Here is a 25,203-nt window from a genome sequence, read left to right as displayed (position 1 = left end):
TTCATCGTACCTATCCGCCTCGGGACACCCGGGCGGACGGACCGCCCGTGCGGGCCAGCACACATCGCGGAAGGGTGAGTACGGTAAGGGGGTGCAAGAAGAGCCGATCGACCCGTTCAACGGCGACCCCACCGACCCGGCCGCCGAGCTCGACGACCTCACCGAGGACGCCGAGCCCGAGCCGCTGTCCGAGGCCGAACGGCAGGACGTGCTCGAGGACCTCTCCGACCTGGAGATCTACCAGGCGCTGCTGAGTCCGACCGGCGTGCGTGGGCTGGTCATCGAGTGTGAGGACTGCCACGAGCCGCACTACTTCGACTGGGATCTGCTGCGCGGCAACCTGCGGCATCTGCTGACCAGCGGGCGGCCGCGTGTGCACGAGCCGGCCTACGACCCGGACCCGGACCATTACGTCACGTGGGAGTACGCCCGCGGTTACGCCGACGGCGTACACGACACCTTGACGGAGGGCACAGACGAAGGAGGGGAATCGCGGTAGCGATCCCCCTCCTATGTCTGGCTTAAGCGACTAATCCGGCCCGGAAGCCGGCGGCCACCGCGTGGGCTCTGTCGCGAGCCCCCAATTTGCGGAAGAGGCGCCGCGCGTGGGTCTTGACGGTGTCCTCCGAGACGAAGAGCTCGCGCCCGATCTCGGCGTTGCTCTTGCCGTCGGCCATCCCCCGCAACACCTGCAACTCGCGCTCGGTGAGCGTGAGCCGCCGTCCGGCGGGCGCCGGGTCGGCCACGCCGACCTGGGTCTCGTTGCCCGGCCAGGCCACCATCGGCCGGCCGGTCGCGGGATCGATCGGGGCATCACCACGCTGCGCCGGCACCATCGGCGAGTTCGGCAGCATGGCCGGCACGGCCGCGGCGTTGGGCGAGCCCACGCTGAGACCGTTCTGATAGGCGGCCCGGGCCGCCGTCGAGTTGCTGTTGCGAGCGCCGCCGGCGACCGTGGCCGGCTGGGCGTTGGCCCCGTTCATCGGCATGCCCTGGGGGCGGACCGGGAGCAGGAGCAGCAGCAGCGCCTTGGCGACCACACTGACCAGGTCGTGCTCCACGCCGCGGATGACTCCGCGGGCGCCGGCGGCCACGGCCGCGGCGGCGACGCGCGGGTCCTCGGCACCGAAGAGGACGACCTGTGCCTGCGGGGCACGGGCGAGGACACGCCGGGTGAAGCCGACGCTGTCGGGACGGGTCACGGCGGTGTCAGCCAGGACCACTTCAGCCGGCCGTTCAGCCAGGCGGATCATGGCCTCGGTCTCGCTGACCGCGGTCCGGACGACGCCGGTCATGCCGAGCCGGGCCGCGGTGGACGCGACGGTCTGGGCCGCCAGCGGGGTACGGACGCACACGAGGACGGTACGCACAGTGATCCTCCTTCTCTCTCAGAGGAGATCACGCGAGGGCCGCAGCATTACGCGCTTTAGATGGAAAAAATGGGAAAGATCGGTATGAGTTGCTCGACCGATGTCATGCGGCTTCAGAAGACATCGACATGGTGCGTGTGAGTCAGGGATCACCGGGGTACCACCGCGGCAGGCCTGAGCAAGGGCCCTCATGACCACACTCCGCGTGGCCACGCGGGAGGAGGGTTTTTCATGTCGAACGTTCGCAGACTGCCCGGGCCCATCGCCGATCTCTGGGATTGGCAGAGACTGGGGCTGTGCCGGGGCCGGGACAGTGCACAGTTCTTCCACCCGGACGGTGAGCGCGGTTCGTCCCGCAACCGCCGGGAGGCCAAGGCCAAGGCCATGTGCGGCGCGTGCCCGGTCCGGGCCGAGTGCGCCGCCCACGCCCTCGCGGTACGTGAGCCGTACGGGGTCTGGGGAGGTTTCAGCGAAGCGGAGCGGCTGCGGCTGCTCGCTGTCGGCTGGGAGGACCTCGCCGACCGTCATCACGGACGCGTCGACCTTGCTCGTCTCGAGGCCCGCCTCGGCCGGCCCCACAAGTCGGCGGTTCCGGCACAGCGGCAGGCGCCGGCTGCCTGACGCTGGGCCACACCCGGCATGATCATGACGATCCGGTCCCCCTCCGGGGGCCGGGTCGGGTTGTTAGACGGTTCTTCAACAACCGCTTCGGTGGACATGCAAGCCACCGTATGAGCGACTTGCGCTTTCAAGACGGACCGGTAGTGCGGCCTTCAACGAAGTGGCACGCGCGCGTTCTCGTCAGCCGATTTTGACTTTGATCGCATGCCAGCCGGTGGCGCCGTCCGGAGCCGGCGGCGCCGGTGTGCTCGTCTGGGTCTGCCCGTTGCGATCGGTGGCCCGCACCCGCAGCCGATGCTCTCCCGCGGTCGCCTGCCACGTGTAACTCCACTGCCGCCACGTGTCCACCGAGACCGTCGCCGCGAGGGTCGCCTCCGCCCACGGCTCGTCGTCGACCTGCACCTCGACCTTCGCGATGCCGGTGTGCTGGGCCCACGCCACCCCGCCGATCACGACCGGGCCCGCCTCACGCTTGGCCCCGTCCCGCGGCGTGTCGATCCGCGACTCCGTCTTGATCGGCCCCTGCGCCGACCATCCGCGCGGCACCCAGTAGGCGTCGAAGTCCTCGAACCGGCTCAGTTCGATCTCGGTGATCCACTTGCAGGCGCTCACGTAGCCGTAGAGGCCCGGCACGACCATGCGCACCGGGAATCCGTGATCGACCGGCAGCGGCTCCCCGTTCATCCCGATCGTGAGCAGCGCGTCCCGCCCGTCCCGCAGCACGGCCGTCGGCGTGCCGCAGGTCCACCCGTCGACCGAGCGCTGCACCACCTGATCGGCGCCGGGCAGCGGATCGGCCTCGTCCAGCAGCTCCTTGATCGGCGTGCCCAGCCACAGCGCGTTACCGATCAGGTCACCGCCGACCTCGTTGGACACGCACGCGAGCGTCACGTAACGCTCGATCATCGGCCGCTGGAGCAGCTGTTCCCAGGTCAGCGTGATCGGATTTCGCACCATCCCGTGAATCCGCAGCTGCCACGTGGACGGATCGACCTGCGGCGGATAGAGCGCCGTATCGATGCGATAGAAGTCCGCGTTTTTCGACACATAGGGCGTCACGCCAGGCACCTGCACACCCGCCGGCACCGTCGGCGGCGCCTGCCTCGGCTGCGGCAGCACCAGCTCACTGCGGGCCTCACGGACCGCCTGCCGCCCGGTCAGCAGCCGCCCGGCCACCCCACTGACGACCGCGAATCCCGCCGCCAGCCCCAAGGTCTTCAAAAACCGCCGTCTCTCACTCTCGGTGAGTCTCTCCGGGCCTTTGAAGTACGCGTCGTCAGAAGCACCGGGCCCGACGGACTCGGGTCCGTCGTGGTCCGGGCCGTCCGCGCGCTGCGGGCTGTCCTGCCTGCTTGCGCTCGACCCCACAGCCACCGGCGTCGCGACCACCGGCCGCGCGCTGCCGGCCATGGCCACCGACGGCGCGCCCGCCAGCTCCAGCAACTTGCGCAGGGTCCACACGGCCAGCGCCGCCCCCGCCACCGTCGGCAGCCAGGCGAACACCCCCGCGTCGTGCCGCGTCATCGCGGCCGCCACCCCGATCGCCGCGAACAGCCCGACCCCCGCGACCCCGGCCCACCAGCGCCGGGCCGCCAGCAGCCCGAGCCCGTACGCGTAGATCGCCAGCAGGACGGCCGTCCCCACGATCAGCGCCGTCTTGTCGTGCACCCCGAAGACCCGTACCCCGAAGTCCTTGACCGGCGCCGGCACGTTGTCCACGACCACGCCGCCCACCGCGAGCAGAGGCGCCGACAGCGGCCCGGTCAGAACCGCGACCACCTCGGCCGCACCCACCGCCACCGCGGCCGCCGCCACACCGGAGAGCCCGGAGCGCACAGAAAGATTCACCTCTCCATCCTGCTCCTCCGGCGGCGCCCGCCACGACGACGTAAGGACCTCGTAATCTCAGCCCCGGTAGAGCCGGCGGAGCAGACGGTGGACGCCGAACCCGGCGGCGGCCGCGATCAGCAGGCAGATGACGAGGACCACCGACACCGCGACCCGGTCCGACGGGGTGAAGCTGTCGTCGGTCATGCCGATGCCCAGGATGAGCGCGCCGACGACCATGACCAGCGCCACCAGGCCCAGTCCGGCCGCGCCCAGGGTGGTGACCACCCGTCCGCCGGGGGTCAGCGGGCCGGACTGCCGCGGGGCCGGCCAGCCGGAGATGTCGGGCTGCGGGATCTGCGCCGGGTCGCGCGGCGGCTGGTCGACGCGGAGCGCGGCCGGGATGTGGGAGTCGAGCCAGGGCAGCGCGCCCGGCACTCCTGACCACAGGGTGGGCTCGATCGCCACCACGATGCCGTCGTGGCCGATGAAATACCGCGCGCCGTCGGGCCACGCCCGGACGATCGCGCAGGCGTCGAAGCGTACGGTCGCCGGCTCGTCCGCCCGCACCAGGCTGACGCCTTCCGGGCCGATGATCAGGGTCTCGTGGGGACCCTCGAGGGAGGCGTACGCGGTGCCCGGCACCACCGACTCCGACTTGTTGGGCGCGGCCGTGAAGCCCGCCCAGTCGGCCCGCGTGCGCGGGGCCATGAGCAGGCCGTTGGCCGAGGCCGCGACCGCCACCTGGGCCACCTCGGCCGGGCCGACCGCGCGCATCTCGGCGATCGCCTCGTCGGCGCCCTGCACGGGTCGCCCGGCCAGCAGGTTGAGCGCCTGCCCGGGCAGCCGCGCGCCCTGCTCCTCGGCGTGGCGCAGCGCCTCGGTCCGCTGCTTCACGACGGCCGTCACGTCCGCCTCGTCGACGCGGCCCACGCGCAGCGCGGCCAGCACGTCGACGAAGCCGCCGAGGACCGCGCCCTGCTTGTCCGGCAGCGAGTCGGCCACGGCCGTGACCAGCGCGCGGTCCGCGCCCAGCGGCTCGTAGTTGGCCTGCGCCGTGTACGAGAGCCCGGCCTCTTGCCGCAGCTCGCGCCGCATCGCCCGCTCCAGCACGCCGGCGAAGACCGACGAGCGCGCGGCCCGCTCCACCTCGGCGTCCCAGACCAGCACGCCGGAGTTGGCCGTGAAGTAGGCGGGCGTGACCGGCAGCGCCGACGACGGCGCCGGCACCGGCTGGCGGGCACCGCTGGGCAGGTCGAGCCGCAGACCCTCGGGCACGCCCTCGCCGGCCAGCCACAGCACCGCGTTCTCGCGGGTGAAGTAGCGCTCCACCCAGGCCCGCAGGTCGTCCTCGGTGATCGCGGGCAGGCCCCACTCGGGATAGCTCGGCATGCCGAAGTCGCGCGCGCCGTGCCGCCACAGCGACATGCTGTCGGCCGCGCCCTGGTTGCGGCCGTTTGCCTCGGCCTGGAGCAGGTCCTTCTCGACGGCCAGGCGCTGCATCGGCAGGTCGCGCAGCGAGGAGCACACGCCGGTGAGGAAGGCGGCCAGGTCCTCCTCGGAGCCCTGCATGTGGAAGAACGTGTACTCGACGCCGGTGGCGCCGTTGTAGTGATAGTCGGCGACCCCGGTCGAGTACAGGGCGAGATGCTCGACCAGGTGGGTGATGCCGCGGCGGTACAGCGGCTCGTCGGCGAAGCCGACCCGGAAGGCCAGTCCGGCGTGCGCCGGCCCGGTGGTCGGCGCGAGCAGGGTGGGTACGCCGTCGACGTCCAGCTGCTTGATCATCGGTCCCCTCCGAGGGCCCAGGCACGGCGCGCGCGGATCTCGGTGGCCGGATCGCCGAGGTAGTGCCACGGATATTCCTCGGCGAGATCGCCGAGCATCCGGAACATCGCGGCGGTCGACGCCCGGTCGCCCAGCATGCTGAAGATGAGGGCGAAACTGCTCGCCGCCTGCACCCAGCCGTAGTCGCGGCCGAAGGCGGGATGGAGCACGCTGCGCCCGGCCGCTTCGTAGATCTCGGCCCGGACCTGCTCGCCGTCGAGGAAGCGCCGGCCCTCGTCCTCCGGAAGCTCGATCCAGTGCTCGAGGTACGCGTCGACGACCAGGAGCCCCTGCGCCGAGCCCTCCGGCGCGGCCAGCACCGCCTCCCGCGCCCACGGGTGCAGCAGCTCCCAGCTGCCGCTCCACTTCGGGCAGAGCGACTGGAGGAAGGCGTTCTGCGCCGACAGGTGGTGCGGGTCGAGCGCGATGACCTTGTCGTAGCGGCGGCGGATCTCGGCCAGGCCCACCTCGAGACCGCGCCCGGAGGTCAACCGGGCCGTCCACAGTGCCGCGTCGCCGGGGTTACGGGCGACGCCGTCGATCAGCACCGCCTCGGCCCACCGCAGCCGCTCGTGGAAGGAGGCGAACTGGGCGGCGCTCACGTTCTGGGCCCGGGCCGCGGTCCGGATCTTCCAGCCGATGCTGGTCCAGCGGCGGCCGAGGGCCGCGGCGGCCGTGTTGTCGTCCGGGTCGTCGGCCAGGACCTTCCGCAGGGTCTCCTCGGCGCCGGGGACCTCGGCCACGACGCCCAGGAGCATCGAGCGGCCGGTGGGTGTCAACGGGTCGGCGACGGCGCGGACAGCGGTCCAGTCGCGGGCGGTCATCGCTGTCCGGACGACGCGGGCCTCGGGGTAGTGATCGGCCACATCGAACAGCACTTCGGCTGGCATGGCGGGCAGCATAGATGATTTTGATCTTCACCATGTGCCCGCCACTTCAGCCGACGGGATCGCTCAGCAGATGTTCGAAGGCGAGCTCGGCGGCGCCGATCAGACCCGCGTCGTCGCCCAGCTCGGGCGTGCGCAGGCGGATGTGCTCACGGCAGGCGGGAAGGGCGATCGAGGTGAGGCGGCTGCGGATCTGCGCGGCGGCGACGAGGTAGACGTCGCGCAGCGTGCCGCCGAAGATCACCGCCTCCGGGTTGAAGATGTTCACCAGGTTGCCGACGCCGAACCCGATCCAGTCGCCCACCTGGCGGACGGCGAACTGGGCCTGGCTGTCGCCGCGCATGGCCGCGTCGACCACGCCCAGCACGGCCTCGCGCCCCGACCGGTCGCCCCGGCCGGCGTGCTTGAGCAGGGCGTACTCGCCGATCTCGGTCTCCCAGCAGCCGCGCGAGCCGCAGCTGCACTCCCGCCCGTACGGGTTGACGACCATGTGGCCGACCTCGCCGCCGTAGCCGCCGTGACCGGCCACCCGGTGGCCGTCGGCGATGATGCCGGCGCCGACACCGACGTCGCCGTAGAGGTAGATGACGTTGTCGCAGCCGACGGCGGCGCCGCGGCTGTGCTCGACCAGGGCCGACACGTCGGCGTGGTTGCCGACGGTGAGCTTGCCGGCATCGCCGAGCTCGGCCCCGAGCGCCTCGCCGACCGGCTCCTCGACCCAGCCGATGGTGGGCGCCAGGCGCACCACGCCGTCGGCCCGGCGGACCATGCCGGCCACCGCGACCCCGGTGCCCACGTAGCGCGCGTCGTCGGGAACGTCCTTGCGCATGTCGTGGACGAAACCGGCGAGCGGCTGTACCGCGTCGAGCACCTGCATGCCGCGCGGGCGGGCGGTCTCGCGGCGGTCCAGGATGCGGCCGCCGAGACCGACCCGGGCCGCGCGCAGGCGGTCCACCTCGATGCTGAGGGCGTACGCGTAGACCTTCGACGACTCGGGCCGGACGACCAGCGACGGTCGCCCGGCCCGGCCGGTCTCACGTGGTGCCGCCTCGCTGACCAGCCCTGCGGTGGTCAGCTCGGCGGTCAGGGCCCCGATGGTGCTGCGGTTGAGACCGAGCAGGCTGGTCAGCTCCGCCCGGGACGTGGCGCCGTGCACGTGCACGTAACGCAACAGGGTCCCGAGGTTGTGCCGCCGCACCTCCTCCTGGCTGGGGCCGGCCCGCATCAGCGCGCCGTCCCCGTACCCAGGATGGTCCGGCTCATCGGTTGCCGGTAGCGGCCGCTCTGCGCCGGGCGAGGGCGTCGACGCTGGCGGCGACGAGCAGGATCAGACCGGTCACGATGTACTTGGTGCCGGAGCTGAAGCCGAGCAGGCCCATGCCGTTGTCGATCACGGCGATCACCGCGCCACCGATGACGGCGTTGATGACCTTGCCCTTACCGCCGAAGAGGCTGGTACCGCCGATGACGGCCGCGCCCACCGAGTACAGCAGGATGTTGCTGCCACCGGTGTTCGGGTCGACCGAGCTGGCCCGGCTGACGGCCATGATGCCGCCGATCGCGGCCATGAACGAGCCGATGACGAAGACCGAGATGCGGATCCGGTCGACCTTGATGCCGGCCCGGCGGGCCGCCTCGGTGTTGCCGCCGACCGCGTAGACGTGCCGGCCGTAGGCGGTGCGGCCCAGGACGAACGTCCAGAGGACCAGGAACACACCGATGATCGGGACGACGATCGGCACGCCCTTGAGCGAGTTGATCGCCGGGTTGATCGCGCGCTCCTGGGTGAGCACGACGGTCGCGACGATCAGCAGGACGGCGAGGCCGCCGACGCGCAGCGCCACGACGCCGATCGGGTCGGTGACCAGGCCGCGCTTGGCCCGGCTGCGCACGTTGTTGAACTGCACCGCGGCGTAGCCGACGACGGCGACGATGGTGAGGATCCAGCTCCAGGCAACGGACAGGTTGTCGTTGTTGAGGGAGTTGAAGAAGTTGTCGCGGGTCGAGATGTTCGTGCCGCCACCGAGCAGCACGAGCAGCAGGCCCTGGAAGCCGAGGAAGGCGGCCAGGGTGACGACGAACGACGGGATGCCGATCTTCGCGACCAGGAAGCCGAGCACGAGGCCGATGACGATGCCGGTGACCAGCGCGGCCGGGATGGCCGTGTACCACTCCCAGCCGTGGTTGGTCAGGAGGATCGCGACGACCGCGCCACACACGCCGGAGGCGAAACCGGCGGAGAGGTCGATCTCGCCCAGAAGCAGGACGAAGACCAGGCCCATGGCGATGAAGACGACCTGCGCGCCCTGGTTGAACAGGTTGGCGAAGTTCAGGCCGGAGAAGAACGTGTCGGTCGAGATGCCGAAGATCAGGCTCAGCACGATCAGGCCGAGGATGGCCGGGAGGGCGCCGAGGTCACCGCCGCGGATGCGGCCCCAGTAATCGCGGATGTAGCTGTTGACGGTCGGCTTGACGACCTTGACGCCGCCGGCCGTGGTGGTCGTGGTGGTGCTCACTTGTCGCCTCCCGGCGTGATGTCGACGACGTCGCCGTTGAAGTCCGCGGGCTTCTCGGGAGGCAGGCCGATGTTGCCACTGCGACCGGCAGTGATCAGTTCGACGACCTGGGAGTGGGTCACGTCGGTGGTCTTGACCTGGGCGGCCATCCGGCCGAGGTAGAGCGCCGCGATCCGGTCGGAGACCGCGAACACGTCGTTCATGTTGTGCGAGATCAGCACGACGCCGAGGCCGTTGTCGGCCAGGCGGCGCACGAGCTCGAGCACCTGGGCGGTCTGCGCCACGCCGAGGGCGGCGGTGGGCTCGTCCAGGATGACGACCTTGGAGTTCCAGAGCACGGCCTTGGCGATCGCCACGGTCTGCCGCTGCCCACCGGAGAGGCTGGCGACCAGCTGTCGCAGCGACTTCAGGGTGCGCACCGACAGACTGGCGAGCGCGTCGCCGGCCATCTGCTCCATGGTGGGCTCGTCGAGGACGATGCCCCGCTTCTTCTCCCGGCCGAGGAACATGTTCTGGACGACGTCCAGGTTGTCGCAGAGCGCGAGGTCCTGGTAGACGACCTCGATGCCGAGAGCGGAGGCGTCGCTCGGTCCGTTGATCGAGACCTGGTTACCTTCGAAGGTCACCGTGCCGGAGTCGATCTGGTAGATGCCACTGATGCACTTGACGAGCGTCGACTTTCCGGCGCCGTTGTCACCGACGAGGGCGGTGACCTCGCCGGGGTAGACGCTCAGTCCGACGTCGTGCAGGACCTGAACGGGACCAAAGCCTTTATTGATCCCGCTGAGCTCCAGGAGGGGTGTCGCGGCCACGGTGTTTCTCCTTCGCTGAGTGACCGGTTTTGCCGCCCACGGCGGGGGTCGCCCGGGGCGGCAGGGTGGGGGGCACCTGACTCTGGCGCCGTCCGCTTCCTTTATCGGAAGCGAACGGCGCCGTCGTCAGGATTTCGGGGCAGGCCCCGATATCAGCTCAGATCAGCTGATGCCCGCTTCGGTGCAGGCCTTCGCGAAGTCGGCGGTGCAGACCGCGTCCTTGGTGACGAAGCCGTCGGCGATGACGTCCTTGACGTTCTCCTTGGTGATGGAGGTCGGGGTCAGCAGCACCGAGGGGACCGAGGCGCCCGACTCCGGGTCCTTGGTGGTGCCGGTGGCCGTGGTGGGCTTCTCACCCTTGGCCAGCGAGACCGCAAGCTCGGCGGCCGCGTCGGCCTCCTTCTTGATCGCCTTGTAGACCGTCATGCACTGGTCGCCGGCGAGGATGTTCTGCAGACCCTGGACGGTCGCGTCCTGGCCGGTGACCGGGACCTGGCCGTTGAGCTTGTTCTTCTTCAGCACCGAGATGGCCGCGTTGCCGAGACCGTCGTTCGCCGCCAGAACGCCCTTGATGTTCTTGTTCGAGGTCAGCATCTGCTCGAAGATGGTGCCGGCCTGCGCGTTGTCCCAGTCCGGAACGTCCTGGTTCGGGCCCTTGGTGAAGGTGCCGTCGGCGTACTTCGGGTCGAGGACCGAGTTGTAACCCTGGGCGAACAGGGTCGCGTTGTTGTCGGTCGGGGAGCCGTTGAGCTCGGCGACGACCGGCTTGGTGTACTTCTTGGCGGTCAGGCAGTCGACCAGGCCCTGACCCTGCAGCTCGCCGACCTTCACGTTGTCGAACGACACGTAGTAGTCCGCGCCGCCGCTCAGCGTGAGGCGGTCGTAGTCGATCGTCGCGATACCGGCCTTCTTGGCCTTCTCGAGGACGGCCTTACCGGTGCCGGAGTCGAGGTTGACGATCATCAGAACCTTGACGCCGCTGGAGATCATGCCGTCGGCGATGGTCTGGAACGCGGTCTTGTCACCCTGCGCGTTCTGGATGTCGACCTGTACCCCGGCCGCCTCGAAGGCCGCCTTGAGGAACTTCGGGTCGTCGGTGCCCCACCGCTGAGAGCTCTTGGTGTCGGGCAGGATGACGCCGACCTTGCCGGTCGAGCTCGAGCCGCTGCTGCTGCCGGAATCGCTGCTGTCGTCGCCACACGCGGCGACGCTGCCGGTGGCCAGCAGGCCGACCGCGGCAAGGGCGAACAGTCCCTTACGCATTCCTTGTGTCCTTTCGGGTAAATCCGGGCCTTCGATCGGATTCGATGTTCTGCGCTGTCGGGAGTGTCGCTCCCCGAGACGCCGTGTGATCAGGATCTAGTTTGTTGTGTCCGGCAACGTATTCCCGTTGCGACCGGTAGCACAAGCGGTGACGCCAGCCGATCTCGTAACCGGGGATAACAATCCGGCAACACGGCGGTGATACAGGGACTTCGGCCCTGGTGAGGGCCCGGAGACCAGCTGAGCAAGATCGCTAACGACGCTCACCACGTGACGCTAGGTCACCCCGATGCCCGATCTGGACCGTTCTCGGGAGAAAGATCCACCCGGCGCGTAACGTTGTCGTAACGGTCCGCGCCCGGTGCGTGTTATGTCCGGATCTGGGCGGTTGTCGCGCCGGTGAGGCGAATGAGATCGGCCGGGGCGAGGCTCACCTGGAGCCCGCGGCGGCCCGCCGAGATGAACATCAGATCAAGCGCGAGCGCCGAGTCGTCCACCACGGTCGGCAGCGCCTTGCGCTGGCCGAGCGGGCTGATGCCCCCGCGCACATATCCGCTGCTGCGCTCGGCCGCGGCCCGGTCGGCCAGGCTCCCCCGCTTGCCGCCGGCGGCATGCGCCAGCGCCTTGAGGTCGAGGTCGCCGGTGACCGGCACGACCCCCACCACCAGCGCCCCGTCGACCTCGGCGACCAAGGTCTTGAAGACCTTTCCGGGCTCGACCCCGAGCGCTTGCGCGACCAGCGCGCCATAGTTCGGAGCGTCCGGAGACACGTCGTACGGATGCAGCGCGTGCTCCACCCTCTCCGCGGTGAGCAACGCGGTGGCCGGGGTACCGGCGGCGGCCTTCTTCGGCATGCCCGGAACGCTACTACCGCGCGGAATCTCCCTCAGTGACTGCTAGCTCACATACGCCCCTCGAACCGCCGGCCGTTCCCCCGCGTTCCACTCGTCCTGCCCGTTCGCTCAGATCGGCCGGCACAGAAGGGCGGTGGGCGCACCAGCCACCCGCGTGAGCACCAACGACGCCGCGTTAGGCCCCGACAGGCGAAGATCCTTCCGGAGCTGCTCGGGTTCGAGGGCCGACCCCCGCTTACGAATCTCGATGCGACCGACGCCACGTTCCCGCAGCAGCGCCCGGAGCCGCTTGAGCGAGAACGCCATCACATCCGTCACCTCCAGCCGCCGGGCAAAGGGCGTGTCGACCGCCTCATCGGTGTACAGATAGGCGATCTCCGGATCCCCCAGCCGCCCACCGATCCCCGCGGCCAGCTCCGCCACCAGATGCGACCGCACCACAGCCCCATCCGGGTCATACAGAAACGCCCCCACCGCCCCCACCGGCGCCTTCTCCCCACCCGACCCGGTCAGCTCCGAGACCCCCACCCTCGCCCCGCCGCTTTCGGTCCCAACCGATTTATCGGATTTTTCGCGAAGTAGCGTGGCTCGGCGGGGCACCTCGGCCAGCGGGCCGCACCAGAAGGCGGCCTCGACCAGGTCGCCGTCGACGCTGGTCCACTCGCCCTCGGCGCCCGGCGGCAACAGGTCGTGGTCGATGCCCGGAGCCAGCTTCAGCACGGTGCGCGGCACGCGATCGGGCAGAGAGGCGATGAAATCCCAGGGCGGCGAGTACGACTTCGGATCGAAGACGCGCCCGCGGCCGGCCTTCCGCCGCGCGGGGTCGGCGAAGACCGCGTCGTACTTCTCGACCGCCACCGACGTGGCGTCGGCGCACTCGACCCGTACGTCCAAGCCCAGGATCTCCGCGTTCGCCGCGGCCATCGCCGCCGTCTCCGGGTCGGCTTCCACGGCGTACACCGAAATTCCGGATCTCGCCGCCGCCAGAGCGTCCGCGCCCAGCCCGCACCCCAGATCGGCCAAGGTCCTGACCCCGGCCTCGGCCAGGCGCCTCGCCCGCCTCTCCGCGACGACAGCCCGCGTCGCCTGTTCCAGACCGGCCCGGGTGAAGAACATCGACGCCGCGTCCGCGCCGAACTTCGCCACCGCGCGGCGGCGCAGCTCGACCTGGGTCAGCGCGGCCGAGGCCAGCTCCGGTGGCACCCCGCGCGCCCGCAGCGCCGAAGCGGCGGCGAGCGGATCGCTCCCGGCGACCTCCATGGCGCTGTCCAGCGCCTTCACCCCTTCGGGGGTACGCAGCAAGGCCGTCGATTCCGCAGTCACGCAGGCATTCTCCCCCGCGCGACTTCATTGGCACTCTGGTTGACGGAGTGCTAGTTCCGGCCTAATCTCCGATTAGCACTCTCATCCTGAGGGTGCCAACCGCGCGACCATCCGGGCGCGTGGTGAGGCACCAGGCGGACCGGCACCCGCGACGACGGCCCCGCCCGGTGGCATGAGGCATCAGACCGGCCATCACCTTGACCGGCGAAACCTGTACCCAGGAGGGTATGCCCGTGACTACCGCGACCAAGGTTGCGATCAAGCCGCTCGAGGACCGCATCGTGGTCCAGGCGAACGAGGCTGAGACGACCACGGCGTCGGGCATCGTGATCCCCGACACCGCCAAGGAGAAGCCGCAGGAGGGCACCGTCCTCGCTGTCGGCCCCGGCCGCATCGACGACAAGGGCAACCGCATCCCGGTTGACGTCAAGGTCGGCGAGACGGTCCTCTACTCGAAGTACGGCGGCACCGAGGTCAAGTACGCCGGCGAGGAGTACCTGGTGCTCTCCGCCCGCGACGTCCTCGCGGTCATCGAGAAGTGACCTACTGACAGTGCTGACCGCCCTGGCCCGTGATCACGGGTCAGGGCGGTGGTGCGTGAAGGGACCTTAAACATGGCGAAGATTCTCAGCTTCTCGGACGACGCCCGTCACCTGCTCGAGCACGGGGTCAACTCGCTCGCCGACACGGTCAAGGTCACCCTCGGCCCGCGCGGCCGCAACGTCGTCCTGGACAAGAAGTTCGGCGCTCCCACGATCACCAACGACGGCGTCACCATCGCCAAGGAGATCGAGCTCACCGACCCGTACCAGAACCTCGGGGCCCAGCTGGTCAAGGAGGTGGCGACGAAGACCAACGACGTCGCCGGCGACGGGACCACCACGGCCACGGTGCTGGCCCAGGCGCTGGTGCGCGAGGGTCTGCGCAACGTCACCGCGGGTGCCAGCCCCATCTCGCTCAAGCGGGGCATGGACAAGGCCGCCGAGGTCGTCTCGGAGGCGCTGCTCGGCAAGGCCGTCGAGGTCGCCGACCACAAGGCGATCGCGAACGTGGCCACCATCTCGGCCCAGGACGCCACCATCGGCGAGCTGATCGCCGAGGCGATGGACCGGGTCGGCCGCGACGGTGTCATCACCGTCGAGGAGGGCTCGGCCATGGCGACCGAGCTCGAGGTCACCGAGGGTCTGCAGTTCGACAAGGGCTTCATCTCGCCGAACTTCGTGACCGACGCCGAGTCGCAGGAGGCGGTGCTGGAGGACGCGTACATCCTCCTCACCACCCAGAAGATCTCCAGCATCGAGGAGCTCCTCCCGCTGCTGGAGAAGGTGCTCCAGAACAGCAAGCCGCTGCTCATCGTGGCCGAGGACGTCGAGGGCCAGGCGCTCTCGACCCTGGTCGTCAACGCGCTGCGCAAGACCATCAAGGTCGCCGCGGTGAAGGCGCCCGGTTTCGGTGACCGCCGCAAGGCGATCCTGCAGGACCTGGCGATCGCGACCGGTGGCGAGCTGATCGCCCCCGAGCTCGGCTACAAGCTCGACCAGGTGGGCCTCGAGTCGCTGGGCAGCGCCCGGCGCATCGTGGTCGACAAGGAGAACACCACCATCGTCGACGGTGGCGGCAAGTCGTCCGAGGTCGCCGACCGGGTCTCGCAGATCCGCAAGGAGATCGAGGCGTCGGACTCCGACTGGGACCGCGAGAAGCTGCAGGAGCGGCTGGCCAAGCTCTCCGGTGGCGTGGCGGTCATCAAGGTCGGCGCCGCGACCGAGGTCGAGATGAAGGAGCGCAAGCACCGCATCGAGGACGCCATCGCAGCGACGAAGGCGGCCGTCGAGGAGGGCACCGTGCCCGGCGGTGGCGCCGCCCTCGCCCAGGTGGCGAAGGAGCTCGACAGCGGCCTCGGCCTGACCGGCGAGGAGGCGATCGGCGTCACGATCGTCCGCAAGGCGCTGGTGGAGCCGCTGCGCTGGATCGCGCAGAACGCCGGCCACGACGGCTACGTCGTGGTGGGCAAGGTCGCCGAGCTGGGCTGGGGCCACGGCCTCAACGCGGCCACGGACGAGTACGTCGACCTGGCCGCGGCCGGCATCCTCGACCCGGTGAAGGTGACCCGCAACGCGGTCTCCAACGCCGTCTCGATCGCCGGCCTGCTGCTGACCACGGAAAGCCTCGTGGTCGACAAGCCGGCCGAGCCGGAGCCCGCCGCCGCCGGCGGCCACGGCCACAGCCACGGCGGCCACGGCCACCAGCACGGCCCGGGCTTCTGACCGGACAGCACCACCCCGGGCTTCTGCCCGGACAGCACCACAAAGGGCGCACCCTCCGGGGTGCGCCCTTTCGCTTTACCAGCGCTTGATTCCCGCGCGGCGTGGCGCGCTCGGGCGCGGGTCAGCGGGTGGCGCGGGCGGGCTGCTCGTCGCGGGGATCGGCGGCCCGCTCGCCGTGCCAGGAGCGCCAGAGGGCGGCGTACGGGCCGTCGGCGGCGACCAGTTCGTCGTGGGAGCCGAGCTCGGTGATGCGGCCGTCCTCGACCACGGCGACCCGGTCCGCGTCGTGAGCCGAGAAGAGCCGGTGGGCGATCGCCACGACCGTACGGCCGTGGAGCACCGCGGCCAGCGAACGCTCCAGTTCACGCGCGGCCCTCGGATCGAGCAGCGACGTCGCCTCGTCGAGGACCAGCGTGTGCGGATCGGCCAGGACGAGCCGGGCCAGCGCGAGCTGCTGCGACTGGGCGGCCGTCAGCGCCTGCCCACCCGAGCCGACCACCGTGTCGAGCCCGTCCGGCAGCGCCTCGGCCCACTCCAGCGCGCGCACCGCCGCCAGCGCCGCCCGCACCTCGCTCTCGGCCGCGCCGGGCCGCACCATGGCCACGTTGTCGCGGACCGTGCCGATGAAGACGTGATGCTCCTGGCTGACCAGCGCCACCTCGGTGCGCAGCCGGTCGAGCGGCAGCTCGCCCAGCGGCACCCCGCCCACGGTGATCGTCCCGCTGGTCGGCTCGTGCACCCCGGCCAGCAGCCGGCCCAGCGTCGACTTGCCGGCACCGGACGGCCCGACGATGGCGAGCCGCTCACCCGGCTCGAGCGTCAGATCGATGCCGTGCAGCACCTCGCGACCGGCCACATAGGAGAAGCGCACGCCGGTCACCTCGATGCGGGTGCCCACCGGCTCCCCGACTTCGCGCGGCTCGCTCTCGCGCGCTTCCTCCTCGACTCCGAGGAGGCGGGCCAGTGACGCACCGCCGATCTGCAGCTCGTCGAGCCAGCCCAGCAGGCGGTCGAGCGGGTCGATCAGCAGCTGCACGTAGATCACCGCGGCCGTGAGCTGCCCGAGCGAGACCGTGCCCCGCAGGTAGAGCCAGCCGCCCAGGACCAGCGTGGCCACCACCGGCAGCACGTACGCCGCCTCGACCACCGGGAACCACACCATGCGCAGGAACAGCGTGTAGCGCTCGGCCACCCAACTCTTGCTCAGGTCGGCGTCGGAGCGCTCGGCCCGCTGCCGCTGCCGGCGCAGCGCGTCGACCGTGCGGGCGCCCTCGACCGTCTCGGCCAGCCCGTCGGTCACCGTGGAGTAGGCCGCGTTCTGCTTGAGATATCCGGCCGGGGCCCGACGGAGGTACCACCTCGTGCCGACCACCAGGATCGGCACCGCGACCAGCAGCGACAGCGCCAGCACGGGCGTGACCACGACCAGCGCGCCCACCACGAGCACGACGGTGATCAGCGCGATCATCGTCTCGGGCACGGCCAGCCGCACGCAGCGCGACAGCGCGTCGACATCGCGGGTGGTGCGGGTCAGCAGGTCGCCCGAGCCCGCGCTCTCCACTGTGGAGAGCGGAAGCGCGAGCACCCGGTCGACGAACTCCTCACGCAGCCGGGCCAGCACCCGCTCGCCGAGCCGAGCCGAGGCCAGATAGGCGAAACGGACCAGGATCGCTTGCAGCACAACGAATCCGGCGATCAGCGCGGCCAGCCGGTCGACCACCCCGACGCCCTCGCCGTGCCGGATCGCCTCGACCAGGTCGCCGAGCAGACGCGGGCCGACCAGCCCGGCCAGCGCGCCCAGCACGTGCAGCCCGACCGCGACGGTCAGGGCACGCGGGTAGCGCCGGAAGAGATCGCGGGCGTAGCGCCGCACCTGGGCCGTGCCGGCCACCGGCAACAGGTTGCTCACGCGGCGTCCTCTCGCAGAACCGTCCGCGCGTAGCCCGGCTCGGTCTCCAGCAGCTCGCGATGGGTGCCCGCGGCGACCACCCGGCCCTCCTCCACATAGAGCACCCGATCGGTGCGGTCGAGCACGAGCGGGCTGGACGTGCAGATCACTGTGGTCCGCCCGGCCCGGGCCACGACGAGCCGGTCGGCGATCCGCGCCTCGGTGTGCGCGTCGACCGCGCTGGTCGGCTCGACCAACACCAGCGTGTCGGGGTCGGCGACCAGGGCGCGGACCAGCCGCAGCCGCTGTTGCTGGCCGCCGGAGAAGGAGCGCCCACGCTCGGCCACCTCGCTGTCGAGACCGCCGGGGAGCGCCTCGACGATGTCGGTGGCGGCCGCCGCGTGCAGCGCCGCCGGGAGCCGGTCGTCGCCGGCCGGGTCGAGATCGGAGCGCAGCGGTCCGGTGAACAGCCGCGCGTCGTTGTCGCCGACCAGGATCCGCTCGCGGACCGTGGCCAGGTCGAACGCCGACAGCGGACGGCCGCCGGCGGTGCCGCCCTCGGCGTAGCGCCCGAGGCGGTCGGCGATGGCGGCGGCGTCGGCCGGCACCGCCGCGACGATGGCGGTGACCTCGCCGGGCCGGACCGTCACACCGGAGGCCGGGTCGGCCAGCTCGCCCGCGAGCTCGCTCGCCGGCCGCGGCTCGGCCGGGTCGGGCAGGTCGGTCCGGGCGGCCAGCATCGACACGACCCGTCGGGCCGAGACATGCCCCCTGGTGAGTTTGTCGATCGCCTCGGTGAGCTGCCGCAGCGGCGTGACCAGGAACGCGGCGTACGCGTAGAAGGAGACCAGCTGGCCCACCGTGATGTGGCCGGTCAGCGCGAAGCGCGCGCCGAGCCAGGTGACCAGCACCAGGAAGACGCCGGGCAGCAGCACCTGGGCCGCCTCGAGCAGCGACTCGACACGGGCCGTACGGACCCCGGCCCCGCGCAGCCGCTGCGACTCGGCCCGGTAGCGCTCGCCCATCACCGCCTCGCCGCCGATGCCGCGCAGCACCCGCAGGCCACCCACCAGGTCGGCGGCCCGGCCGGTGAGCAGGCCCTGCTGGTCGCGGGAGGCCTGCTGGAGCCGGTGGAGCGGGCGGATGAGCAGGCTCACGATCGCCATCAGCAGCGGCACGCCGAGCACGACCACCAGACCGAGCGGCACCGACGTGGTGAGCAGGATGACCGTCACCGCGATGACGGCGATGAGCGAGCCGGTGCCCCGCGCGGTGATGTCGATGGCGGAGCCGATCTGGCGGATGTCGGACGTGCCGATCGCGACCACCTCGCCGGTGTCGAGCCGGCGGGGCAGCGCCGAACCCAGCCGCCCGGCCTGGCGGACCGTGACCTGCACGGTCCGGAACATCGCGCCGAGGAAGTTGATCACCGCGAACCGGTGGCGCACCACGCCGAAGAACGCCTGGCCGAGACCGGCCGCCAGCAGCACCAGCGACCAGATCACCAGATCGTGCCGGTCGCGGTCGGTGGCGGCGTCGATCGCCTTGCCGACCACGGCGGGCACGACGGCCTGGCAGAGCATCCAGAGCACGGCCATGACGATCGCCACGTACACCGAGAACCGGTCGCGCCGGATCAGCCATCGCAGATAGCGGACCGGGGACCGGCCGTCGGGGGTGCCGGGATCGGCGTCGGGAAGTTGTCGCATCAGGGCCCCGACGTTACGGCGGGGGTACGACAATTCGCGACGCGTTTTCTCAGCGGTCGACCGGTGTGAAGTCCCACACGTGAGCGGCCCGGGCGATCAGATGCGGCGGCGGCGCGGGCAGGCTCTCGGGCGTGTTCCGCCACTTCGAGATGACCACGATCCGGTTGTCCGTGGAGGAGTAGACGTCGCTCGACACGTGCTGCGGAAGCACCTCGATCCGCGGCACGGCCACGTCACAGACCCAGGCCAGCAGCTCGTCGAAGCCGCTCTTGGAGGCCCGTATCTCCCACATCCGCGCGATCATGTTCGCTTCCTACCCCGCCACGCTGACCGAGGTCAATGGCATCGCGGAATCGGCGGGCAGATCGAGACGACTGGGTACGACACCAGCGGCGACCAGCCTCGATCCCAGGGCCGCGACCATCGCGCCGTTGTCCGTGCACAGCTGTGGCCGGGGCACCCGGACCTCGATGCCGTGCTTGGCCGCCCGCTCCTCGGCCAGCACCCGCAGCCGCGAGTTGGCGGCCACTCCCCCGCCGATCACCAGGGTGCGGACGCCGTGTGTCAGGCAGGCGTCGATCGCCTTGGCGGTGAGCACGTCGCAGACGGCCTCCTGGAACGAGGCGGAGACGTCGGCGATCGGCACCTGCTCACCGTCGCGCTGCCGGGCCTCGACCCAGCGGGCCACGGCGGTCTTGAGCCCGGAGAAGGAGAAGTCGAAACGGTGCGCCGCGAGGTCCTTGGCCGCGGTCAGCCCGCGGGGGAACGCGATCGACGCGGTGCCCTCACGAGCCGTACGGTCAATGATCGGTCCTCCCGGAAAGCCCAGCCCCAGCAGACGCGCGACCTTGTCGAAGGCCTCACCCGCGGCGTCGTCGATCGTGGCGCCGAGGGGCTTGACGCCGTTGGTGAGATCGTCGACGAGCAGCAGCGAGGAGTGCCCACCGGAGACGAGCATGGCGATCGCGGGCTCGGGCAGCGGGCCGTGCTCGAGGGTGTCCACGGCCACGTGCGCGGCGAGATGATTGACGCCGTACAGCGGCTTGTCGGCCGCCACGGCGTACCCCTTGGCCGCCGCGACCCCGACCAGCAGCGCCCCGGCCAGACCGGGTCCGCTGGTCACGGCGATCGCGTCGATGTCGGCCAGGGTGACCTTCGCCTCGTCGAGCGCGCGCTGCATGGTCGGCACGAGAGCCTCGAGGTGGGCGCGGCTGGCCACCTCGGGCACGACACCGCCGAACCGGGCGTGCTGGTCCACACTGGACGCCAGCGCGTCGGCCAGCAGGGTGTGCCCGCGGACGATGCCGATGCCCGTCTCGTCGCAGGAGGTCTCGATGCCGAGGACCAGGGGCTCGTCAGGCATTGCGCATCATCACCAGGGCGTCCGTGTTGCTGGGTTGGTAGTAGCCGCGCCGGATGCCGACGGGCTCGAAATCGTACGTGGCGTAGAGCCGCTGGGCGGGCGCGTTGTCGACCGCGACCTCCAGCAGCGTCTGCTTGATGCCGAGCCGGGCGGCCTCGGCCAGCAGCGCCTCGAGCAGGGCCCGGCCGGTGCCGCGCCGCTGCCCGTCGCGCTTGACCGCGATGTTCTGCACCCAGGCCTCGTCCGGCAAGGTGGAGAGACCGGCGTAACCGATCACTTCGTCTTGGGAAGTCAGCGCCACCAAGTAGAAATGCCGCTGGGCGAGCTCGTTCCAGAACATCGCCGGCGACCATTTCTCCTCACCGAACAGGTCGGCCTCGATCGCCATCACATCGGCGATGTGCCACCAGCGGAAACGCTCGATCCGCATCAGGTGAGCACCGGCTTGCGCCCGGCCGGCTCGACGGCGTCCGGCCGGCGCAGATAAAGAGGTGTCAGCTGCTCGCTCGGCGCGCCCGACCGGATGCGCTCGGCCGCGAGCGCCACGAGGGCGGCGCCGGGCGGATAGAGAAGGTGCTCTTCTACGGGTACGCCGAAGATGTCCCCGTATTTGAGAGCGCCCTCGCCGGCCGCGCGGTCGAACGCGCGGAGTTTCTTGGCCCAGTAGCTCCGGTCCTCGTCGGGGTCGTCGACCACGGCGTCGATCTCGGCCCGGGCCAGCACGGCCGCGAGACGGGCGGCCTCGACGCCGGCCAGCGCCGTGGCCGACTCGATGATCTCGGACTCGGACAGGGCGGCCGACTCGGCGGCCTCGCTGGTCCTTTTCCGGTACGCCTGCCCGAGCACCTCGGCCACGTCGGCCGGCTTGGCCACCTCGGGACCGAACAGCCGCACACCGTCCACATAGGTCGCGAAGTACACCTCGCGGCGCCGCGCGTCGGTGGCGACCAGCACCCGGCCAGGCCCGGCGGCCCGGCCGATCCCGTCGAGCGAGCACACCCCGTACGTGGGGATGCCCAGAGCCTGGCCCATGCTCGCGGCGGTGGCCAGGCCGACCCGGAGGCCGGTGAACGGCCCCGGCCCGAGCCCGGCGACGATCGCGCCGAGATCACCCGGCCGGACCTCCGCCTCGGCAAGCGTGGCGGAGATCTCGGGCGCGAGCTTCTCCCCGTGGGCGCGTGGGTCGACGGTGCGCCGCTCGGCGACCCCGATGAGGCGGTCGGCGGTGACCTCCACCAGGGCGGCCGTCGACGCGGGGGTCGCGGTGTCCAGAGCCAGTACGAGCACGTCCCCGACCCTAACGCGCCGCGGTCACCGTTATCCGGCGACCGGCTCGGCTCGCGGATCCCAGTCGATCACGGGACGTCCGCCGTCGGCCAGTGCCTTGTTGGCCGCGCTGAACGGGCGCGACCCACGGAAGCCCTTGGGGTTGAGCGGGCTGGGGTGACCCGCCTCGATCACCGCGTGGGCCGGGTTGGTGATCAGGGCGGCCTTCTTGCGGGCATAGCCACCCCAGAGCAGGAAGACCACCCGCTCCTCGCGGGCGTTCAGCGCCTTGATCGTCGCGTCGGTGAAGGCCTCCCAGCCCTTGCCGCCGTGCGACGCCGCGGCGCCGGCCCGGACGGTCAGGACCGCGTTGAGCAGCAGAACGCCCTGCCGGGCCCAGCCGGTCAGGTCGCCGCTCTTCGGCGGCGCCACGCCGACGTCCTCGGCCAGCTCCTTGAACACGTTGCGCAGCGACGGCGGGATCCGCACGCCGTCGCGCACGCTGAAGCTCAGGCCCTGCGCCTGGCCGGCGCCGTGGTACGGGTCCTGGCCCAGGATCAGCACGCGGGTCTGCTCCGGCGGGCAGAGCCGGTACGCCGCGAACAGGTCCTCGATCGGCGGATAGATCGTGTGCTCCGCGTACTCCGCCGCCACGAACTCACCCAGCGCGGCCGTCTCCTTCTCGTCGAGAAAGCCGGCGAGCTCGGCTCGCCAGTCGGCCGGCAGCAGTTCCGCCAGATTCACGGTTTCCCCTTCAGTTCGTTTTTCACCGTGGCTTTTCGTTTTTCACCCTGGCCGCCCAGTCGCCGCCGTGCGGGATCAGCTCGATCACCCGCGTGTCGTCGTCCAGCCGGTCGATGCGGACCTGCAGATATTCGTCGTTCAGTTGCTCGACCATCCCGGCGCCCCACTCGACGACCGTGACGGCGTCGTCGGCGGAGGCGTCCAGGTCGAGGTCGTCGATCTCGGCGCGCGGGTCGGGGCTGTCCCCCAGCCGGTACGCGTCGGCGTGCACCAACGGCGTGCGCCCGCGATGGACCCGGGCGATCACGAACGTCGGCGAGGTGATCGCGTCGGTCACCCCCAGGCCGGCCCCGATGCCCTGCACCAGAGCCGTCTTGCCCGCGCCCAGGGGCCCGGTGAGCAGCACCAGGTCGCCCGGGCGCAGCAGTGCCGCGAGCCGCCGCCCGAACGCGTGGGTGTCCTCGACCGTCGGCAGCTTGATCACGAGATCTTCTCCAGGAAAGGCAGGAGCACGGCGTTGACCTCGTCCGCCTTCTCCAGCATCACCACGTGCCCGCTGTTCTCGATCTTGACGAGCTCGGCCTCGGGCAGATATTTGAGGATCTGCTCGGAGTGGGTGACCGGGGTCAGATAGTCCTTCGTGCCGACGATGACCAGCACGGGCACACCGCGCAGGGCGGACAGCGCCGGGAAGCGGTTGTGCGTGTAGAGCGTGTGCAGATATTTGGTCAGGGTCTCGGCCGAGGTCTTGGAGTTCATGCTCTCCACGAACGTGACCAGGGAAGGGCTGGGCTTGGGCTCGCCGAAGCCGTAGCGGCGGGTCAGCAGCCAGGAAAGGTCGGACGAGACCATCCGGGCCCGGTCGATCCGGCTCCCGCCGAGCTGGGCCGCCTTGCCCCACAGCGGGAAGAAAGGCGCGCTGGCCCGGGCCACCAGCGACGGAACGCCGATCTTGGCCTTGTCGATCAGGCCGGCCGAGGTGGACATCAACACGACGCCGGTGACCCGCTTGCCGAACCACTCCGGATATTGCTCGGCGAACGCCATGATGGTCATGCCGCCCATCGAATGGCCGACCAGGATGATGTGCCCGTCGGGCACGGTGGCGTCGAGCACCGCGGCCAGCGACTTGCCCAGCGCGGCGATGTCGTAGTCGCCCGACTGGAGCCGGCTGGACTTGCCGTGCCCCGGCTGGTCGTAGAAGACCAGCCGCTGGTCGCCGCGCTCGGTCAGGGCCTTGCGCTGGAAGTAGAAGGTGCCCATGTCGAGCGCGAAGCCGTGCACGAAGACGACGGTGGGCTTCTCGTTCTTCTTCCGCGGCTCCACGATCTCGACGTGCAGGTCGGTGCCGTCGGCCGCGGTCACCGTCAGCTCGCGGTCGAAGGGCTGGTCGCCGAACGGCTCGTCCACATGCGGATCGCCGGGAGCGTTCACCGAGCGGCGCACCAGCGCCCGCTCGACGGCGAACGCGGTGGCCAGACCGGCCGCCACGACACCGACCGCGGCGCCCGCGATGCCGACCTGCTTGGCCCGGCTCATGGGCGGCCCCCGTCGTAGACCCGCGGCACCCGCGCGCTGCCGAACCGCGTCACGATCTCGTAGTTGATCGTGCCGACCACCTCGGCCCAGTCGTCGGCGGTCGGCTCGCCGCCGTCACCCGGCCCGAACAGGGTGGCCACCTCGCCGGGCTCGACCGGGTCGTCGCCGATGTCGAGAACGATCTGATCCATGCAGACGCGCCCGGCGATGGTCCGCCGCTTGCCGCCGAGCTGCACCGGCCCGGCGTTGGAGGCGTGGCGCGGCACGCCGTCGGCATAGCCGAGCGGCACGAGAGCGAGGGTCGTCTCGCGCTCGGTGTAGTAGGTGTGGCCGTACGAGACGCCCTGACCGGCCGGGACGCGCTTGGTGAGCGCCACCCGGGCCCGGGCCGTCATGGCCGGCCGCAGCCCGAAGGTCTCGCCCGCGATCGGCGACAGCCCGTAGACCGCGATGCCCGGGCGGACCATGTCGTAGTGGGTGTCGGGCCTGGTCAGCGTGGCCGCCGAGTTGGCGATGTGCCGGTAGCGCGGGGTGATGCCGAACCGCTCGGCGGTGGCCAGCCCTTCGGCGAAGACGGCGAGCTGGTGGTCGATGGTCTCGTGGCCGGGCGCGTCGGCGTACACGAAGTGACTCCAGATGCCGACCACGTCGACGTCGCCGTCGGCCTGCGCTTTCGCCGCCGCCTCGAGCAGCGCCGGCCACTCGGCCGGCGTCGCGCCGCCCCGGGCCAGACCCGTGTCGATCTTCAGATGTACGCGGGCGGGCCGCCCCGCCTGCCGCGCGGCCGCGACCAGCTCGCCGAGCAGTTCGAGGCTGCCCGCGCTCAGATCGATGTCGGCCGCGACACCCTCGTGCAGCGGCATGCCCGGGGAGTGCAGCCAGGACAGCACGGGCGCGTCGATGCCGGCCCGCCGCAGCTCGAGGCCCTCTTCGAGGGTCACGACGCCCAGCCAGGTCGCCCCACCGGCCAGCGCGGCCCGGGCGGCCGGCACCATGCCGTGCCCATAGCCGTCGGCCTTGACGACCGCCATGACCTCGGCGGTGGTGCGGGCGCGCAGCAACGCGACGTTGTCCCGGATTGCGTCCAGATCGACCCGGACCTCGGCCTGCCACATGATTCCCAGCCTACT

Annotated in this window: 24 protein-coding genes; 4 read left to right on the top strand and 20 right to left on the bottom strand. The window is 71.0% G+C overall.

The annotated features are described in order from the left end of the window. Window positions 1–91: 91 nt before the first annotated feature. Window positions 92–499, top strand: coding sequence for a DUF5319 domain-containing protein (locus ACQP2X_RS04070; RefSeq protein ID WP_498694405.1), 408 nt, complete (start codon window positions 92–94; stop codon window positions 497–499). A gap of 22 nt (window positions 500–521) precedes the next feature. Here ACQP2X_RS04070 and ACQP2X_RS04065 read toward each other — a convergent pair whose 3' ends face one another. Further along, window positions 522–1,370, bottom strand: coding sequence for a response regulator transcription factor (locus tag ACQP2X_RS04065; RefSeq protein ID WP_360245385.1), 849 nt, complete (start codon window positions 1,368–1,370; stop codon window positions 522–524). 231 nt (window positions 1,371–1,601) lie between these two features. On the opposite strand from ACQP2X_RS04065, the gene ACQP2X_RS04060 reads away from it, so the two are divergent. Further along, complete coding sequence (locus ACQP2X_RS04060) at window positions 1,602–1,991, top strand: WhiB family transcriptional regulator (protein WP_097322711.1); 390 nt, start codon at window positions 1,602–1,604, stop codon at window positions 1,989–1,991. Between the two features lie 180 nt (window positions 1,992–2,171). Here ACQP2X_RS04060 and ACQP2X_RS04055 read toward each other — a convergent pair whose 3' ends face one another. From ACQP2X_RS04055 to ACQP2X_RS04015, 9 genes are all read right to left on the bottom strand, one after another. Then, window positions 2,172–3,770 carry a molybdopterin-dependent oxidoreductase gene (locus ACQP2X_RS04055; RefSeq protein WP_498700797.1) on the bottom strand — a complete coding sequence of 533 codons (1,599 nt, stop codon included), beginning with the start codon at window positions 3,768–3,770 and terminating at the stop codon, window positions 2,172–2,174. A gap of 126 nt (window positions 3,771–3,896) precedes the next feature. Next, the gene (locus ACQP2X_RS04050) at window positions 3,897–5,606 is read right to left on the bottom strand and encodes a peptidase M16 family protein (RefSeq protein WP_498694403.1); all 1,710 of its coding nucleotides are present in this window, start codon (window positions 5,604–5,606) and stop codon (window positions 3,897–3,899) included. Next, window positions 5,603–6,535: a hypothetical protein gene (locus ACQP2X_RS04045; protein WP_498694401.1), complete on the bottom strand. Its 933-nt coding sequence runs from the start codon at window positions 6,533–6,535 to the stop codon at window positions 5,603–5,605. The genes ACQP2X_RS04050 and ACQP2X_RS04045 overlap by 4 nt, the downstream gene beginning before the upstream one ends. A 46-nt stretch (window positions 6,536–6,581) precedes the next feature. Beyond that, window positions 6,582–7,757: an ROK family transcriptional regulator gene (locus ACQP2X_RS04040; RefSeq protein ID WP_498694399.1), complete on the bottom strand. Its 1,176-nt coding sequence runs from the start codon at window positions 7,755–7,757 to the stop codon at window positions 6,582–6,584. A 34-nt stretch (window positions 7,758–7,791) separates the two neighbouring features. Continuing rightward, the gene (locus ACQP2X_RS04035; RefSeq protein ID WP_498694398.1) at window positions 7,792–9,048 is read right to left on the bottom strand and encodes a sugar ABC transporter permease; all 1,257 of its coding nucleotides are present in this window, start codon (window positions 9,046–9,048) and stop codon (window positions 7,792–7,794) included. Next, a complete protein-coding gene (locus tag ACQP2X_RS04030) occupies window positions 9,045–9,860 on the bottom strand; it encodes an ATP-binding cassette domain-containing protein (RefSeq protein WP_498694397.1) in 816 nt (271 codons plus the stop codon). The genes ACQP2X_RS04035 and ACQP2X_RS04030 overlap by 4 nt, the downstream gene beginning before the upstream one ends. A gap of 162 nt (window positions 9,861–10,022) precedes the next feature. Then, window positions 10,023–11,123: a sugar ABC transporter substrate-binding protein gene (locus ACQP2X_RS04025; RefSeq protein WP_498694396.1), complete on the bottom strand. Its 1,101-nt coding sequence runs from the start codon at window positions 11,121–11,123 to the stop codon at window positions 10,023–10,025. Between the two features lie 368 nt (window positions 11,124–11,491). Then, entirely contained in the window at window positions 11,492–11,977 is a 486-nt protein-coding gene (ybaK, locus tag ACQP2X_RS04020) for a Cys-tRNA(Pro) deacylase (protein WP_498694395.1), read from the bottom strand. Window positions 11,978–12,085: 108 nt separating this feature from the next. Next, window positions 12,086–13,300 (bottom strand): THUMP-like domain-containing protein, encoded by a 1,215-nt coding sequence (locus ACQP2X_RS04015; protein ID WP_498694393.1) that lies wholly within the window; start codon window positions 13,298–13,300, stop codon window positions 12,086–12,088. Between the two features lie 233 nt (window positions 13,301–13,533). On the opposite strand from ACQP2X_RS04015, the gene groES reads away from it, so the two are divergent. Together groES and groL are read left to right on the top strand one after the other, a co-directional pair. After that, window positions 13,534–13,842 (top strand): co-chaperone GroES, encoded by a 309-nt coding sequence (gene groES, locus ACQP2X_RS04010; protein WP_015619077.1) that lies wholly within the window; start codon window positions 13,534–13,536, stop codon window positions 13,840–13,842. Between the two features lie 72 nt (window positions 13,843–13,914). Next, window positions 13,915–15,564, top strand: a complete 1,650-nt coding sequence (groL, locus tag ACQP2X_RS04005) for a chaperonin GroEL (protein ID WP_498694392.1) — start codon at window positions 13,915–13,917, stop codon at window positions 15,562–15,564. A gap of 121 nt (window positions 15,565–15,685) precedes the next feature. On the opposite strand, the gene ACQP2X_RS04000 is transcribed toward groL, so the two are convergent. From ACQP2X_RS04000 to alr, 10 genes are read right to left on the bottom strand one after another with little or no spacing between them, the layout of a single operon-like run. After that, window positions 15,686–17,473, bottom strand: a complete 1,788-nt coding sequence (locus ACQP2X_RS04000; protein ID WP_498694391.1) for an ABC transporter ATP-binding protein — start codon at window positions 17,471–17,473, stop codon at window positions 15,686–15,688. Next, window positions 17,470–19,161 carry an ABC transporter transmembrane domain-containing protein gene (locus tag ACQP2X_RS03995; RefSeq protein WP_498694390.1) on the bottom strand — a complete coding sequence of 564 codons (1,692 nt, stop codon included), beginning with the start codon at window positions 19,159–19,161 and terminating at the stop codon, window positions 17,470–17,472. Before ACQP2X_RS03995 ends, ACQP2X_RS04000 begins: the two co-directional genes overlap by 4 nt. A 49-nt stretch (window positions 19,162–19,210) precedes the next feature. After that, window positions 19,211–19,465, bottom strand: a complete 255-nt coding sequence (locus ACQP2X_RS03990; protein ID WP_498694389.1) for a hypothetical protein — start codon at window positions 19,463–19,465, stop codon at window positions 19,211–19,213. A gap of 9 nt (window positions 19,466–19,474) precedes the next feature. Next, a complete protein-coding gene (gene tsaD, locus ACQP2X_RS03985; protein WP_498694388.1) occupies window positions 19,475–20,524 on the bottom strand; it encodes a tRNA (adenosine(37)-N6)-threonylcarbamoyltransferase complex transferase subunit TsaD in 1,050 nt (349 codons plus the stop codon). Further along, window positions 20,517–20,954, bottom strand: coding sequence for a ribosomal protein S18-alanine N-acetyltransferase (rimI, locus tag ACQP2X_RS03980; RefSeq protein WP_498694387.1), 438 nt, complete (start codon window positions 20,952–20,954; stop codon window positions 20,517–20,519). The genes tsaD and rimI overlap by 8 nt, the downstream gene beginning before the upstream one ends. Next, entirely contained in the window at window positions 20,954–21,811 is an 858-nt protein-coding gene (gene tsaB, locus ACQP2X_RS03975; RefSeq protein ID WP_498694385.1) for a tRNA (adenosine(37)-N6)-threonylcarbamoyltransferase complex dimerization subunit type 1 TsaB, read from the bottom strand. The genes rimI and tsaB overlap by 1 nt, the downstream gene beginning before the upstream one ends. Before the next feature lie 30 nt (window positions 21,812–21,841). Beyond that, on the bottom strand, window positions 21,842–22,534 hold the full coding sequence (locus ACQP2X_RS03970; RefSeq protein WP_498694384.1) for a uracil-DNA glycosylase: 693 nt from the start codon (window positions 22,532–22,534) through the stop codon (window positions 21,842–21,844). A gap of 22 nt (window positions 22,535–22,556) precedes the next feature. Continuing rightward, window positions 22,557–23,015 carry a tRNA (adenosine(37)-N6)-threonylcarbamoyltransferase complex ATPase subunit type 1 TsaE gene (gene tsaE / locus ACQP2X_RS03965; protein WP_498700795.1) on the bottom strand — a complete coding sequence of 153 codons (459 nt, stop codon included), beginning with the start codon at window positions 23,013–23,015 and terminating at the stop codon, window positions 22,557–22,559. After that, window positions 23,015–24,073 carry an alpha/beta fold hydrolase gene (locus tag ACQP2X_RS03960; RefSeq protein WP_498694383.1) on the bottom strand — a complete coding sequence of 353 codons (1,059 nt, stop codon included), beginning with the start codon at window positions 24,071–24,073 and terminating at the stop codon, window positions 23,015–23,017. The genes tsaE and ACQP2X_RS03960 overlap by 1 nt, the downstream gene beginning before the upstream one ends. Next, on the bottom strand, window positions 24,070–25,188 hold the full coding sequence (gene alr, locus ACQP2X_RS03955) for an alanine racemase (RefSeq protein WP_498694381.1): 1,119 nt from the start codon (window positions 25,186–25,188) through the stop codon (window positions 24,070–24,072). The genes ACQP2X_RS03960 and alr overlap by 4 nt, the downstream gene beginning before the upstream one ends. Window positions 25,189–25,203: the final 15 nt, after the last annotated feature.

The sequence above is a fragment of the Actinoplanes sp. CA-131856 genome (genome assembly GCF_050956135.1).
In the GTDB taxonomy this organism is placed as follows: Bacteria; Actinomycetota; Actinomycetes; order Mycobacteriales; family Micromonosporaceae; genus Actinoplanes.
This window is presented reverse-complemented; position numbering and strand designations above follow the sequence as displayed.

Coding starts and splice junctions, on each gene's coding strand:
- rimI (WP_498694387.1), bottom strand. CDS start 20,954: ATGCGGATCGAGCGTTTCCGCTGGTGGCACATCGCCGATGTGATGGCG.
- tsaD (WP_498694388.1), bottom strand. CDS start 20,524: ATGCCTGACGAGCCCCTGGTCCTCGGCATCGAGACCTCCTGCGACGAG.
- alr (WP_498694381.1), bottom strand. CDS start 25,188: ATGTGGCAGGCCGAGGTCCGGGTCGATCTGGACGCAATCCGGGACAAC.
- ACQP2X_RS04045 (WP_498694401.1), bottom strand. CDS start 6,535: ATGCCAGCCGAAGTGCTGTTCGATGTGGCCGATCACTACCCCGAGGCC.
- ACQP2X_RS04025 (WP_498694396.1), bottom strand. CDS start 11,123: ATGCGTAAGGGACTGTTCGCCCTTGCCGCGGTCGGCCTGCTGGCCACC.
- ACQP2X_RS03995 (WP_498694390.1), bottom strand. CDS start 19,161: ATGCGACAACTTCCCGACGCCGATCCCGGCACCCCCGACGGCCGGTCC.
- ybaK (WP_498694395.1), bottom strand. CDS start 11,977: ATGCCGAAGAAGGCCGCCGCCGGTACCCCGGCCACCGCGTTGCTCACC.
- ACQP2X_RS04050 (WP_498694403.1), bottom strand. CDS start 5,606: ATGATCAAGCAGCTGGACGTCGACGGCGTACCCACCCTGCTCGCGCCG.
- ACQP2X_RS04040 (WP_498694399.1), bottom strand. CDS start 7,757: ATGCGGGCCGGCCCCAGCCAGGAGGAGGTGCGGCGGCACAACCTCGGG.
- groL (WP_498694392.1), top strand. CDS start 13,915: ATGGCGAAGATTCTCAGCTTCTCGGACGACGCCCGTCACCTGCTCGAG.
- ACQP2X_RS03990 (WP_498694389.1), bottom strand. CDS start 19,465: ATGATCGCGCGGATGTGGGAGATACGGGCCTCCAAGAGCGGCTTCGAC.
- ACQP2X_RS03960 (WP_498694383.1), bottom strand. CDS start 24,073: ATGAGCCGGGCCAAGCAGGTCGGCATCGCGGGCGCCGCGGTCGGTGTC.
- ACQP2X_RS04060 (WP_097322711.1), top strand. CDS start 1,602: ATGTCGAACGTTCGCAGACTGCCCGGGCCCATCGCCGATCTCTGGGAT.